The 13,124-nt window shown below is 24.8% G+C and carries 15 protein-coding genes; 8 read left to right on the top strand and 7 right to left on the bottom strand.

Features of this window, described 5'->3' with window-relative positions; genetic code table 11:
- The coding region (locus tag BUA90_RS11730) for a hypothetical protein (protein ID WP_200793528.1) at nt 1-767 on the bottom strand (767 nt) is incomplete at its 3' end.
- A gap of 230 nt (nt 768-997) precedes the next feature.
- Complete coding sequence (gene dcuS / locus BUA90_RS11725) at nt 998-2,608, bottom strand: DcuS/MalK family sensor histidine kinase (protein ID WP_072968808.1); 1,611 nt, start codon at nt 2,606-2,608, stop codon at nt 998-1,000.
- Nucleotides 2,609-3,096: 488 nt separating this feature from the next.
- Here dcuS and BUA90_RS11720 point away from each other — a divergent pair, with 488 nt between their 5' ends.
- The gene (locus BUA90_RS11720) at nt 3,097-3,801 is read left to right on the top strand and encodes a DUF6391 domain-containing protein (protein WP_072968806.1); all 705 of its coding nucleotides are present in this window, start codon (nt 3,097-3,099) and stop codon (nt 3,799-3,801) included.
- Between the two features lie 126 nt (nt 3,802-3,927).
- Here the strand turns inward: BUA90_RS11720 and BUA90_RS11715 are convergent, their stop codons facing one another.
- The gene (locus BUA90_RS11715; protein ID WP_072968804.1) at nt 3,928-4,506 is read right to left on the bottom strand and encodes a CD3072 family TudS-related putative desulfidase; all 579 of its coding nucleotides are present in this window, start codon (nt 4,504-4,506) and stop codon (nt 3,928-3,930) included.
- 639 nt (nt 4,507-5,145) lie between these two features.
- Between BUA90_RS11715 and BUA90_RS12565 the strand changes: the two genes are divergently transcribed.
- The 4 genes from BUA90_RS12565 to BUA90_RS12555 all read left to right on the top strand — a co-directional run bounded on the left by BUA90_RS12565 (nt 5,146) and on the right by BUA90_RS12555 (nt 7,746).
- Nucleotides 5,146-5,376: an aminotransferase class I/II-fold pyridoxal phosphate-dependent enzyme gene (locus BUA90_RS12565; RefSeq protein WP_072968803.1), complete on the top strand. Its 231-nt coding sequence runs from the start codon at nt 5,146-5,148 to the stop codon at nt 5,374-5,376.
- Between the two features lie 73 nt (nt 5,377-5,449).
- Nucleotides 5,450-6,250 (top strand): transporter substrate-binding domain-containing protein, encoded by an 801-nt coding sequence (locus BUA90_RS11705; protein ID WP_072968801.1) that lies wholly within the window; start codon nt 5,450-5,452, stop codon nt 6,248-6,250.
- A 77-nt stretch (nt 6,251-6,327) separates the two neighbouring features.
- Nucleotides 6,328-6,996: an amino acid ABC transporter permease gene (locus BUA90_RS12560; RefSeq protein ID WP_072968799.1), complete on the top strand. Its 669-nt coding sequence runs from the start codon at nt 6,328-6,330 to the stop codon at nt 6,994-6,996.
- Nucleotides 6,997-7,008: 12 nt separating this feature from the next.
- Nucleotides 7,009-7,746, top strand: a complete 738-nt coding sequence (locus tag BUA90_RS12555) for an amino acid ABC transporter ATP-binding protein (RefSeq protein WP_072968797.1) — start codon at nt 7,009-7,011, stop codon at nt 7,744-7,746.
- 187 nt (nt 7,747-7,933) lie between these two features.
- On the opposite strand, the gene BUA90_RS11690 is transcribed toward BUA90_RS12555, so the two are convergent.
- Nucleotides 7,934-8,302, bottom strand: coding sequence for a hypothetical protein (locus tag BUA90_RS11690; protein WP_072968796.1), 369 nt, complete (start codon nt 8,300-8,302; stop codon nt 7,934-7,936).
- Nucleotides 8,303-8,550: 248 nt separating this feature from the next.
- Here BUA90_RS11690 and BUA90_RS11685 point away from each other — a divergent pair, with 248 nt between their 5' ends.
- A complete protein-coding gene (locus BUA90_RS11685; RefSeq protein ID WP_072968794.1) occupies nt 8,551-9,366 on the top strand; it encodes a metallophosphoesterase in 816 nt (271 codons plus the stop codon).
- Nucleotides 9,367-9,860: 494 nt separating this feature from the next.
- Here BUA90_RS11685 and BUA90_RS11680 read toward each other — a convergent pair whose 3' ends face one another.
- The 3 genes from BUA90_RS11680 to BUA90_RS11670 form a co-directional block, all read right to left on the bottom strand.
- Nucleotides 9,861-10,277, bottom strand: coding sequence for a hypothetical protein (locus BUA90_RS11680; protein WP_072968792.1), 417 nt, complete (start codon nt 10,275-10,277; stop codon nt 9,861-9,863).
- Nucleotides 10,278-10,314: 37 nt separating this feature from the next.
- Nucleotides 10,315-10,914 carry a hypothetical protein gene (locus BUA90_RS11675; protein WP_072968790.1) on the bottom strand — a complete coding sequence of 200 codons (600 nt, stop codon included), beginning with the start codon at nt 10,912-10,914 and terminating at the stop codon, nt 10,315-10,317.
- Between the two features lie 125 nt (nt 10,915-11,039).
- Nucleotides 11,040-11,843, bottom strand: coding sequence for a hypothetical protein (locus BUA90_RS11670; RefSeq protein ID WP_072968788.1), 804 nt, complete (start codon nt 11,841-11,843; stop codon nt 11,040-11,042).
- A 256-nt stretch (nt 11,844-12,099) separates the two neighbouring features.
- On the opposite strand from BUA90_RS11670, the gene BUA90_RS11665 reads away from it, so the two are divergent.
- Nucleotides 12,100-12,972, top strand: coding sequence for a stalk domain-containing protein (locus BUA90_RS11665; protein WP_072968777.1), 873 nt, complete (start codon nt 12,100-12,102; stop codon nt 12,970-12,972).
- Nucleotides 12,941-13,124 (top strand): hypothetical protein (locus tag BUA90_RS12305; protein WP_143146282.1); only part of this gene is annotated, 184 nt, incomplete at its 3' end. The genes BUA90_RS11665 and BUA90_RS12305, both read left to right, overlap by 32 nt.

Raw genomic sequence — 13,124 nt, 5'->3', positions numbered from 1 at the left:
TATTTTTTACCATCTATTATTAAACTTGGCGTTTCTTTATCGTCTACATATATGCTTAAAAGATTGTTTATTCCTATGTCTATCCCTGCACTTTTGTAGGGTTTATTTTTTATTTCTTTTTCTTCTTTTTCGTATATAAAAAGTAAATACAGCTCATTGTTTGATAAGTTAAGATGTACTGCTTTAATTTTTTTTAAATTTCCTACTACTTTTTCTAGTTCTTTATGGTTTATATATGTTCTTATCATTTTATTGTTAAGGTTTATTCCTATCTGATTTTTTCTTTTTAATGAAAATCCTTTATAACTATCTAATGGAATTGTATAGTTTGTTAGTTTTGACAGCTTTTTAGGTTTAGGTGGTCTTGCTTTGTAATCTCCATTTTTTATTTTTGTGAAATATCCTTTGTATTCTGCTTTAATTCTTTTCATTATTTCTACTAAATTATGAATTTTAAGGTTTTTAGATAGTTTTATTAAGTCATTCATTATTTGATGTTTTTTATATTTATTTCTGATATAAGTTAACTTTTCTTCTAGCTTTTTCGGAGTAGTTCTTCTAAATAATGCTCTCATTATTTCATAGTTAGTTAACAACCTAAAATCTCCTATGTTTTGTTTATAGTCTTGATTAAGGAGTATTATATACATGTTTTCAAAATGCCTATACTTGTAAATATAATCTATAACCTTTGATTTGAATTTTTTGTCTTTTATTCTCATTTTGTATGTTCTTATATTTTTATTTTCAGCTATAGATTTACTCATTTTCTTTTAACTCCTTGATTATTTTCTTTCTGCACACGCTTTCTGTAATAAAAGAAGGTTTTTATTTCCCTGATTTATCCCAATTTCTTAAAGTTTGCTGTGTTTCATCAATTAATTTAGCAAATTCTCCTATAGTATAATATTTCATTTTTATTACCTCAAAATAATTATAATATTGATTTATAATTGTTTTGAGATTTTTATAAAATTTTATAAATATTCTTTAACTGTTAATCAACCTCCTTAGGCAGTATAACTTTAAAAATTGTTCCCTTATTTATTTCAGATTCTACATAAATTTTGCCATTTAATTCATCAACAGTTCTTTTCACCAAATCCAATCCTATGCCTTCACTTCCTAATTTTGTTGTAAATCCCCTTTTAAAAATATCTTTCAAATGTTCTTTTTCTATTCCTTTTCCAGTATCTTCTATTTCTATTTCAATTTTTTCTTTATTTTCTTCTATTCTAAGTTTTACTATCTTTTCTTCTTTATTCGTCTTACTTACTGCTTCTAATGCATTTTCCAATATATTTCCAACAAGAGTTATAAGTGCACTACTGCTTATATTATTATGTTTAAGATTAAGTTTTGTTGCCTCATCAACTACTATTTTTATTCCAAGTTCTTTTGCTCTACTAAATTTTCCTAGTATCAATCCTGCGATAGTCGGGTCCTTTATCTTTTTTATAATCATACTAAGTATCTGCTGCTGACTTTCAGTAATATTTACAATATATTTTTTTGCTTCTTCTATTTCGCCTATATGAAGCAGTCCTAGTATTACATGTAACTTATTTAAAAATTCATGAGTATTAGCTCTTAAAGCCTGTACTATCTGCTTAACTCCTGTCACTTCTTCAGCTAACCTCGTTATTTTTGTTTTATCTCTAAAAGTAGCTATAGCTCCAACAATTTTCCCATTATCTTTTATAGGAACTCTATTTGTAACAATAATAGTATCATTTATTCTCTGTTCCTTATCATATTCAGCAATTCCAGTTTCTAAAACTTTAGGAAGTCTACTAGTATGAAAAATATCTGTAACAGGCTTTCCAATTATCTCTTTAGGTTTATATTTATCTTTTATCTGCAGTATATCAAGTGCTGAATCGTTAACAAGAGTTATTTTACAATCTCTGTCTATAGCAATAATTCCTTCATGTATTGCATCAAGCATACCCACCTTTTCATTATAAAGTTTTATTATTTCATCTGGTTCTAATCCCATAAGTGTATTTTTAATATTTTTTGCCAATAAAAAAGCTCCTATTGCACCCGCCAATATACCTGTATACGCCAAAAAAACTAAATGTAAAATTGCCTCATGCTTAGCTTCTTCAACACTTTTTATAAGTGTTCCTACTGAAACAAAACCTATTTGCCTTTTATTCTGCAAATCATATATTGGAATAAAAGCTCTCATAGATTCTCCTAATGTTCCAGTTGCTTTAGAAATATAACTTTCCCCTTTTTTAATTACTCTGTATTGGTCTCCACCCACAAATTTATGCCCTATTCTATTTGGATTTGGATGTGAATATCTAATACCATTCATATCTGCAACTACTATAAACTCTATTTGATTGACCGAATCTAATAATGTATCTATATATGTTTTAATAATTTTATCTGGGTCTTTTTTAGCTAAAGATTCTCTTATAACAGGAGATTTTGCTACTATTTTTGCAATATTCATTATATTTACTGCAAGTTTTTCTTCTACATTTTTCGACACACTGTCTGTTATAAAAGGTAAAACAATTGATATTGATATAAATACTACTATCGTAATTAATATTGTAATCTTTGTTTGCAGTTTAACTGTATACTTTCTCATTTTTCCACCTTCTGAATATATCATCTGCCTTTTATTTAATCTTAATTTATCATCTAGTTTTCTTTTTAATTTGAATTAGAATATATGTATTTTTATATTTTACATTAAAAAATTAATCACTTCATTTTTTCACTTCAATTATAAGTATTATAGCATAAAATTTTCAAATAAAAATAGACTGCTATCTTCTCTCTGTTAGATAACAGCCTATAAAATATACTTTTTTAATAATCATTTATTGCTAAAAATGCTCTTAAAAACTGGTTGAGTTTCTTCAATCCACTTATTAGTTTCACGGTCATAAAACTTAGTATCAGAATTAACTGCAAAAGGTATATCTACACTTTCCATTTATAATTTTTTATCAATATATCATAATTTTAAATTATAATACTTTTAAAAATAAAAAATTAGAAAAACAACTAAAAAAATCATATTTTTTTGATATAATAAAATAAATTGTTTTACGAAAAAGGAGGTATGCTTAAATGCCTTTTCTATTATTGTTGATTTTGTTCTTTTGGTTATTCCCTTTTCTCATAATACCTTTTATTATTTTCTTTATAATAGGATTTTTATTTTTAATTCCTTATGTAGTTTTCTTTAATTCTTTTTTAAATGTATTAACTATACCATGGCAAATATTTAAAATAGCTTCAAATAAACAAATAAGAAAAAATCACAGTCTAGAACATGCAACAGTTAATATATTAGAAGAAAGATACGGTAAAACTTTAAGAATAGGAGGTCTTGCTTATTCTAATGGTTTCTCTCTATCAGGTCCTGACCTTCCTTCACCTTATGAAGTTTTAGATGCTGCAAGAGAAGGAATTTATCGCATGACAAAAGGAGAAACATATTTAGCACTACATCCGAGATGTGGAACCTCTATAGCAACATCTACTTTTCTTTTATCGTTAGGATTTATTATTGCACTCTTTTTTTCTAATCATCTATCTTTATTAAATATTATAGTCGTTTTTACACTAGCTAATATGCTTTCGAAACCTTTAGGTTTAACAGTTCAAAAATTCTTTACAACACATTCTGATGTAAAGGATATGACTATAATAAATATTTACAGTGAACCAACTACTTATAATTTTCCTTTTGAAATAATAATAAATCCTAATAGAACTTATTTTATAGAAACAACTTCAAATAAAAACAGATTTTTTTGGTTGCCTTTTTAACTTTCATATAATTTAAATATTTTTTCTCAATCATTCATTAATCATCTTCACTAGCGTTACACAAAAACAATGCCATTTTCACTTATGTAACGCTAGTGATTAAAATATTTTCTTAATATTACCAAATTACATTTCTTCTTCAAAACTTTTACTTTTATCTAAAAACTCTTTTATTTTATTAATACTACCATTAATATTCGTTTCATCTAATGCTGTAAATGATATACTTAAATTATTTTCTCTAAATATTTTTTTCATTTCCTCTATAAATATTCCCGAAGCATTTATAAATTTCAAATTATGGATTTTATCAACTAACAGTTTATTATTTAAAAACTCTCCTCCCCAATTGCCAGAACATGTTTTATTAACTCCACAACTTGGACTTCCATCTATACCTATTACTCCAAGTATTTTGTAACCACTATTTTTATAGTCTATCAGCTGATTTACTATTGGCTGTATTAACTTTCTACATTTTTCTCTAAAATATGGTGTATCAAATTGTTCTTTTACATGTCCCCATCTCTTTATGCCATACATAAGCATTTCAGGACAAGGAAGCTGAATAATACCTATTCCTCTTTTAATTATTAAATTAGTCAACTCAAAAAGCACTCCTGAATATTCACTTAATCCTTCAACTTTAGAATTAGCATTAAGTATACAATGTGAAAGCAAAATAATTTCTCTACTTCTCTTCAATTTATCCTCCCTCCCTTAGCAATTATATAAAATACCTCAAGCAAGAGCTAATAGAAACTTTCTATCTTTTTAAAAAAGTTATAAATTTTTTTAATATTAATACATGCTATCTTTTTATATTTTTAAATTTTTCATATTATTAAACATTTCCTATACTTTAAAAATTTTTATATAATAAACCTCCTTGGTAATATTGTCATAAATCTGCTTTTTGTTTGCTTAACAATAACTTTATATTGTATAAATTATATTTTTCTCTTGATATAAAATTTACTTAATTTATAAATGAATATTTTCTATAAAATTTTTAAATTGGACTAACTGATAACTACAAAGTAAAATATAGATTGTGAAATTTATAATAAATAGCGATAGTAAAAATTATTAAAGCTTAGGTAAAATTTCAACATATCTCACTATAAAAAATTTTGCTTTTTTGATTTATAAATAAATCTAAAAATTGATAAGGAGAAATTTTTTATGCAATACAATTTTGATAAAGTTATTAAACGCTTTAATACCAATTCTCTTAAATGGGATGGTTTAAAAGAACGTTTTATCCTCTTTTTTTAATCTATAATTAACAATAAATGTAAAATTGTAAATAATCCTTTAAAATTTGATGGTATAAAGTATACTATGAATTTCAATGATTTAGAGAAAAAAATTGATTTTAAAGTTAAATTAATTCTCCTCTATAATCCTCACAATCCTGTAGGCAGAGTATGGTCTAAAAATGAATTAAAAGAACTTGGAAAGCTTTGTATAAAAAACAATATTATAGTAATATCTGATGAAATACATTCAGATTTAATATTTAAAGGATATAAACATACTTCTTTTGCAACCATTTTAACTCATGTAACTTAAGTTTTAAACTTGGATATATTTGGATATATAAATAAACTTAATAATAAAATTAAATAAAAAAGGAGGTTTTATTATGTTCAAAAAAATAGCAATAACTTTAATTTTAACAATTATAACAACTGTAATGTTTATAGGATGTAGTAAAACTACTACAAGTAGTAACAATACACCTACAGAAAAGATTATAAAAGTAGGTACAGGTGGAACTTATAATCCATGGTGTTTTCAACAAGATGGTAAAATTCAAGGATTTGAAATTGACGTTTGGAAGGAATTATCCAAAAGAACTGGATACAAGGTTGAATTTATAGTATCTAAATTCAGTGGACTTTTTGGTATGCTAGATGCTGGACAAATTGATACAATTGCTCATCAAATTTCTATCAGAAAAGATAGACAAGAAAAATATTATTTTACAGAACCATATGCTTTTAGCAAATATGATTTCATAATAAGAAAAGATAGTCCATTTAAAACAATAGAAGACCTTAAAGGTAAAAAGGTAGGTGCTTGGTTAGGTGGAAATGGAGAAAAAACTTTAAAAGAACTAAACGAAAAATATAAACTTGGTCTTAATATTGTTTTATATGATGGAGCTCCTTTAGAAAAAGAAGTTGAAACTGGAAGACTTGATGCATGTTGGCAAGCTGCAATAAAATCTCAAACTGTTATAAAGCAGGGAAATTTAAAAGTGAAATTAATGGGAGTAAACACAGAAATAGGAACTGAAATAAACGCTTATCCTTTTCTAAAAAATGACAGTAATAAACAAATTATAAAAGAAATTAATAAAGCAATTAAATCAATGCATGAAGATGGAACATTAACTCAATTATCCAATAAATGGTTCAATTTAGATACAACCAAAAAATAAAATTTTCGTTAATGTCGAAACAATTATATTTAAATAAATCTTTGAAACTACTCCATTTTCTCTATGGAGGTGTAAATATGCAAACTTTTAGTTTTGATTTTGCATTAAATTTACTTCCATTAATGTTAAAATATCTACATGTAACATTGAGTATGTCTATATTATCTTTATTCTTAGGTTTATTTATTGCTATAATTATTACATTAATTACTGAAAATAAAATAAAAATATTGTATCCAATTGTAAAAGTATATGTCTCTTTTTTTAGAGGAACACCTTTAATTGCTCAATTATTCTTCTTATATTTTGGATTAGTTCAAATTTTTCCAAGTTTAAAAGGAATGAATGGCTTTACTACCTCAATAATAGGTCTTAGTTTAAATTCTTCTGCATATATGTCCGAAACTATTAGAGGAGCTATTTCATCTGTAGATAAAGGTCAAATGGAAGCATGTTTATCTGTAGGAATGACTTATCTTCAAGCAATGAGGAGAATTATTCTTCCTCAAGCTGCAAGAGTTGCTATCCCTGCTCTATCTAATAACTTTATTGATATTATAAAGGGATCTTCACTTGCTTTTACATTAGGAGTGACTGAATTAATGGCTACAGCTCAAATGGAAGGGGCATCAGCTTATAGATTTTTTGAAGCTTTTACTGATGTTATAATTATATACTGGAGTATTATATCTTTATTTGAATATTTACAAAAAAAATTAGAACTAATAATGAACAAAGCTTATTAGGATGTGTTAATAATGATAAAAATTAAAAATCTTTACAAAAGCTTCAATGGTCTAAAAGTCTTAAAAGGTATCAACCTTGAAATAAAAAAAGGACAAGTTGTTGCAATAATAGGTCCTTCTGGTACTGGAAAATCTACTCTTTTAAGATGCATAAATTATTTAGAAAGACCTGACAAAGGTGAAATTGAAATTGATAATCTAAAAATAAATACTGAAACAATAACAAAAAAACAAATACATAAACTTAGAAAATCTACTTCTATGGTATTTCAAAACTATAATCTATTTAAAAATAAAACTGCTATAGAAAATATTATGGAACCTTTAATTGTAGTTAAAAAAATAAATTATCTGGAAGCAAAAAATATTGCTTTAAAAATATTAAATTTAGTTGGCTTATTAGATAAAAAGGACTGTTATCCTTCAAAATTATCAGGTGGTCAACAACAGAGAATTGCTATAGGTAGAGCTATGGCTGTAAATCCAAAGATAATGTTATTTGACGAACCTACATCTGCCCTCGACCCCGAATTAGTAAGAGAAGTATTAGATGTTATTAAAAGTTTAGCAGATAAACATATGACTATGATAATAGTTACTCATGAAATGGGTTTCGCTAAAGAAGCTGCCGATAAAATAGTATTTATGGATGATGGAAAAATTATTGAACAGGGAACTCCCGATGAAATATTTAATAACCCTAAAAATTTACGAACTATAAAATTTTTAAAACAAATCAGAAGCCTTTAAATTCAAAAGTAAAAGAGGAAGTTGCAATTAATTCAATAAATTTGAAATTTAAAATCTCATTTTTAGTAAACTATAGTATAAAAAAATTAATTATGCAATTTCCTCTTTTAAAAATCAAATTAAAAATTCTTATCAAAAATTAGTTTACAAAATATTTTCATTTAATTAAAAACCGATACTATAACAATTATTGAAGTATAAGCTCTAAATCTTGAGATTCTTCATTCAAATATTGTTTTGATGTTTCAAGACGTTTTAATAAATGCTCCTTTTCTTTTTCTAAATCTTCACGACTATATTTTTTATACATATCAAGAAATACTTCATATCGATATTTAATCGACTCATCTTTTGGAGGAAAAACAACCTTTTTCCCATTAATCGTATTACCTTCTAACTCATTTCTTGCAATTTGGTCATCAATTTTTGCTAGTTCAAGACATAATGCCTCATATTCTTTTACAGGTATTTTAGGTTTGTTGCTCTTATAAATAAATCCTGCTAACATAGCTAATACAATAAAAACAGCAATAATTACAACTTTTACATTCGTCATAAATCACACTCCTATTTCTTAGTTATAAATAATTTTACAGTCAGACTTTATTATAATATTAATTCAAAAATTTTTCATATTTTTTTGTAAAAATTTCAGATATTTCATTTAATCTCCAATGCTAATATAATCAAAATAGATTATTTAACTAAAATAGTTTTCTTTTTTAAAATATGATAATATTTAATGATATAATAACTGTTGAAAACTATAAAATATATATAAAAAACATAAAAGAAGGGATAAAAATGGAAATAAAATTTTTAAATATATTGCTAATTACTATGATTATACTATTTTTATATAATTATTATCAAATTAATTTTCCTAAAGTTAATTTTGTATCAATCAAAACTAATAAAATTGATAAAAATACTAAAATTAAAATACTACAGTTAACTGATATACATAATAAAAAATTTCCAAACAACAATAAAAATCTTCTAAAAAAAATAAAAGATGCTCATGCCGATATCATTGTTATAACAGGAGATTTAATTGATAGCAAAACAAAAAATTTTGAGTATATATATTCCTTTATTAAAGAACTTCTAAAGATTAACAAAAATATTTACTATGTATCTGGAAATCACGAATGGAGGTCTGGTAAATTTTATGAAATTTCAAAACAACTTAGTAAAATGAAAGTAAAAGTATTAAATAATACTAGTTCATCTTTTGTTAAAAATGGTACCTCAATAAATATTTGTGGTATAGATGATTCTTATTCAAATCGTGATAATTTGGATAAGATTTTAAATAATATCAACAAAAATATTTTTACATTATTACTATCACATTCACCAAATGTAATAAAACATAAAAATATAAAAATGGTAGATTTAATATTATGTGGACATACTCATGGAGGACAAGTAAGGTTTCCCATAATTGGCTGTATTATTATACCTGGACAAGGTCTTTTCCCAAAATACGACAAAGGAATATTTAAAATAAATAACAACACTACACTGTATATTGACAGCGGACTAGGAACAAGCTCATTACCAATAAGATTTTTAAATAGAAGTCAATTAAGTTTAATAATAATAGAAGGTAAATAAAATAATGTAAAAAATTTGTGCTTAATTGAAAATAAAAAACTCCTTTCTGACAAAAATAAAAGCAAAAAGGAGTTTTAATTATCTATTCTTTTTTTAATCCTGCTCCACATAAAGGAATAACTATTTTACCAGTTAAATGATACTTATTTTCGTTATAGTATTCTAAAAATCCGGCAAAAGTTGCAGCTGTGGTAGGTTCTACATAAAATCCTCTTTGAGCTAAATATTTTCTTGCTTCATTAATTTTATTTTCTGAAGCAGTTATGATTACACCATTTGTAGCTCTAATTGCTTCTATACATTTTTACATAAGTCCAATTAAATTCTTTATCAATGATATACATAACTCCAATTCTTTAAAAAATCATCTACATTAAATTATATTTTATTTTTAAAAATTGATATAAATTGTATATTCTAACAAATAGCTACTATGAGCTAATATACTTATTATTTAATTCATATAATATTATTTTACATATAACAATATAAATTTACTTAATTAATGGTTTTAATTCTGCTACATATATTACTAAATTTTCATATATTTCTCTTGCTTCTTCTCTCAATTGCTCCCATTCCTTAAGAATATCATCTCTACGAATATCAAAATCTAATCTTGTCTCGTTTTGTAACTTTTCAGCAACTTTAGGTAATGATTTACAACCTTTAAATAATTTTGGTGCAAAAGCTATACAAGCATCAATTAGTGCATTTGGATGATCAGGTCCTTCAGGAATAATAGTATTTATATTTCCTATTGGCGATAATTTATTATCAAAATAATGAGCTTCAAGCCACTGCCTATTACCTTCTCCTTGCCATATTTGTAGAGCAATTGGATTAATTCCATCTGCTCCTAGAAAACCACCTTTTCCACCAATAAAGTATATTTTTGAATACCCAGCCATAAATCATTCCTCCTATCAATAAGTAATCTTGAAATATTTATATCCATTCTTCTAAAATCTTTTTTATTTTATTTATAGTATGTTTTTTTCTTTCAATTGAATAAGCATCACCTATATCTTGGACTTTTAACAAGTAATTGAATACTGCTATCGCTTGTTCATCAGAAATATAATCAAAAAATCCTTCTTCTTCATCTATTTCCTCAATCTCAATTGGTTCATGCTCTATGCTCTCTAAATCATCTTCATCCATATAGTCATATGGAATTAATCCAAACTCACAAATAATCTCCTCAGCACTTGATATTTCAAGTTTTTCTGTTCTTTTAGAATAAAATAGTGTATTTTCTTCCCTTGTATATTTATTCCAGTTAAGTGTATTATACATAATCCTACTAAATATAACTAAATCTTTTAAAGTATATTGTTTATCTTCTTTTGGTTCGGTTATAAGCATTAAATAAATTTCTGAATCTTCAACATCGAGAAGTACAAGTTCTTTTTCATTTTTAAGTTGTGCATTAAAAATTCTTACTCCTGCTTCAATATCTTCTTTAAAATTCTTAAAACCTTTTTCTTTAAACTCTTGTGTAGGAGTTTTCATAGTTAAAATATAATAGATATAATCTTTTGCCATTTTACAATACATCCCTTTCTATTAATGTTGCATTGTTTTTCTATTGTTTGATTTTATTATAATTTCACTTCAATAAATTGTCAATATTTTTTCTATTAATTTTGCATTTGTATTCTAAAATTATTTTATTTGGGTGACCATCCTCCACCTCTGTAAACTTTTACATAATAAAATCTTTTACATACATTATCTAAATTAACTTTAGTTTCATGGATACTACAAAACTGATTTTCATTTAAATAATAACAATTTTCACAACATCTAAATGCTCCATCCTTTGCTTCTTTTATGTATGGATTATCAGGATTATAATATCTCACATTATTCTTAAAATAAGATTTATTTTTTTTGGAAATATTAAATTTATTTTTTGTTTTTCTTTCTTTTTCACAATAAGAATTTATATTATTATCTATAAAAAACTTATTAGGAATAAATAATTCTAATTCAGAAATTAAACCCTTATATTTTCCTTCTTTAACTTTACCTCTAAAATAAGTTCTATGAATTGCTTTTAATGAATCCGTAATAAGTCTACTTGAACTTAGATTTCTTATCTTATTCAAATCAAGTATAATTTTAATTTTGTTACTCTCAAGATTCACTTTTATTATTTCATTTCTTATTAAATCACATTTTACTTTATCATTATTATTTTTTACATTTGTTCGATTTTGTAGTGGAATAATTACATATTTAAAAACATTACTTGGTATTGAAACTGTTAAAAGTAACTTAATCCCTTCATAACTATTATTCTTTATGGGGATTTTTACTATCATAACATAATTATTATTTCTTTCTTTTTTAAATGTACATAATTTTAATTTTTCAAAATCAATTGTCACTTTTAATTTTTGTTCAATTTCTTCATAAGATATAAAAATATTAGCTTCATTTACTTCAACAATTCTGCTGTTAATATCCACTATTATCCCCCCAATAGATAATTAGAAAATATAAACTAATAATTAAATTATAACAATTTTTTCTTTTTAAAACACTAAATTATTATGTAAATTTTCCTTTAAATAACAAAATTTAACATAAAACTCCTTTTTATTTTATTTCGTGCTGTATATATTTCACAATTGAAAAAATATTTTAAAATAGAAAATTCTATGGAACTTTTTTATGATTTCTTCTGTCTAATCAAATGAAAAATACAAAAAGGAGAGATGAATCATGAAATCAAAAAAATTAATAGGAATAACATTAATGGGAATAACACTGGCATCAAGTATGTCTTTCTCATTTGCAGAATATAATCCAAACAAAGTGATAAATGAACCAATCACCACTTTAAGTATTAAACAACAAGATTCTTTTAAAAAAACTCACATAAATCTTATAATTAATAATAAGGCATTAAATCATGAAGAAACGAAAGTCTATATGAAAAAAAATGGTGTCACAATGCTTCCATTAAGACTAATTGTTGAAACTTTAGGATACCAGTTAAAGTGGAATGCTGAAAATAGAGAAATTGAAATTACAAAAGGAGCTCATTGGATTATGGTAAAAATAGATAAAGATCAATATACATTTGGCAGGATGTCTCCAATAGCTCTTGGAACAGCTCCAGAAATTAAAGATGGAAAAACTTATGTACCGTTAAACTTTATAACAGACATACTAAAAATAGATGTAATTAGAGATGAAACTGGTACTATACATATTAATAATAAAAAAAATTCTATTGAAAACTTATCTATTTTAGAAACAACTGGAAAAATTGTAGAAATTCAAAAAATAAATGAAAGAACAAGAATTTTAGTAAAAGGAAAGCAATTGAAAAATGTCGGTTATGACATTATAGCTTTAAATATAACTAAAGATACAAAAATAAAAAATCCAATAGATAATACATTAGTAGCTTTAAAAGATTTAAAGAAAGGAGATGAAATAAGAGTCTTTTATGAACCAATTCTAACAAGAAGTTTTCCACCAATTGGAACTGCTCAGACAATAGAAGTACTTAAAGATATAGCAGTAAAAGATGGAAAAATTACAGATATTCGTATAGATGAAAAAACTTCCAAGGTTCTTGACAGATGAAGTAATGCTACTCATTAATAACGATACGCAAATTGTAACTAAAAACAATCAAGTATTAACTGTAAATAATTTAAAAAAGGGAATGCATATTACAGCTTATCATGACTTAGTAATGACTATGAGTATTCTTGGAATAACTTTAGCAAAAAAAA

It is taken from the genome of Caminicella sporogenes DSM 14501 (assembly GCF_900142285.1).
Taxonomy (GTDB): Bacteria; Bacillota; Clostridia; order Peptostreptococcales; family Caminicellaceae; genus Caminicella; species Caminicella sporogenes.
Note: the sequence above shows the minus strand (reverse complement) of the source record. Positions and strands in the feature narration are given on the sequence as shown.

Coding starts and splice junctions, on each gene's coding strand:
- BUA90_RS11665 (WP_072968777.1), top strand. CDS start 12,100: ATGAAATCAAAAAAATTAATAGGAATAACATTAATGGGAATAACACTG.
- BUA90_RS11720 (WP_072968806.1), top strand. CDS start 3,097: ATGCCTTTTCTATTATTGTTGATTTTGTTCTTTTGGTTATTCCCTTTT.
- BUA90_RS11680 (WP_072968792.1), bottom strand. CDS start 10,277: ATGGCTGGGTATTCAAAAATATACTTTATTGGTGGAAAAGGTGGTTTT.
- BUA90_RS11675 (WP_072968790.1), bottom strand. CDS start 10,914: ATGGCAAAAGATTATATCTATTATATTTTAACTATGAAAACTCCTACA.
- BUA90_RS11690 (WP_072968796.1), bottom strand. CDS start 8,302: ATGACGAATGTAAAAGTTGTAATTATTGCTGTTTTTATTGTATTAGCT.
- BUA90_RS11685 (WP_072968794.1), top strand. CDS start 8,551: ATGGAAATAAAATTTTTAAATATATTGCTAATTACTATGATTATACTA.
- BUA90_RS12560 (WP_072968799.1), top strand. CDS start 6,328: ATGCAAACTTTTAGTTTTGATTTTGCATTAAATTTACTTCCATTAATG.
- dcuS (WP_072968808.1), bottom strand. CDS start 2,608: ATGAGAAAGTATACAGTTAAACTGCAAACAAAGATTACAATATTAATT.
- BUA90_RS12565 (WP_072968803.1), top strand. CDS start 5,146: ATGAATTTCAATGATTTAGAGAAAAAAATTGATTTTAAAGTTAAATTA.
- BUA90_RS12555 (WP_072968797.1), top strand. CDS start 7,009: ATGATAAAAATTAAAAATCTTTACAAAAGCTTCAATGGTCTAAAAGTC.
- BUA90_RS11705 (WP_072968801.1), top strand. CDS start 5,450: ATGTTCAAAAAAATAGCAATAACTTTAATTTTAACAATTATAACAACT.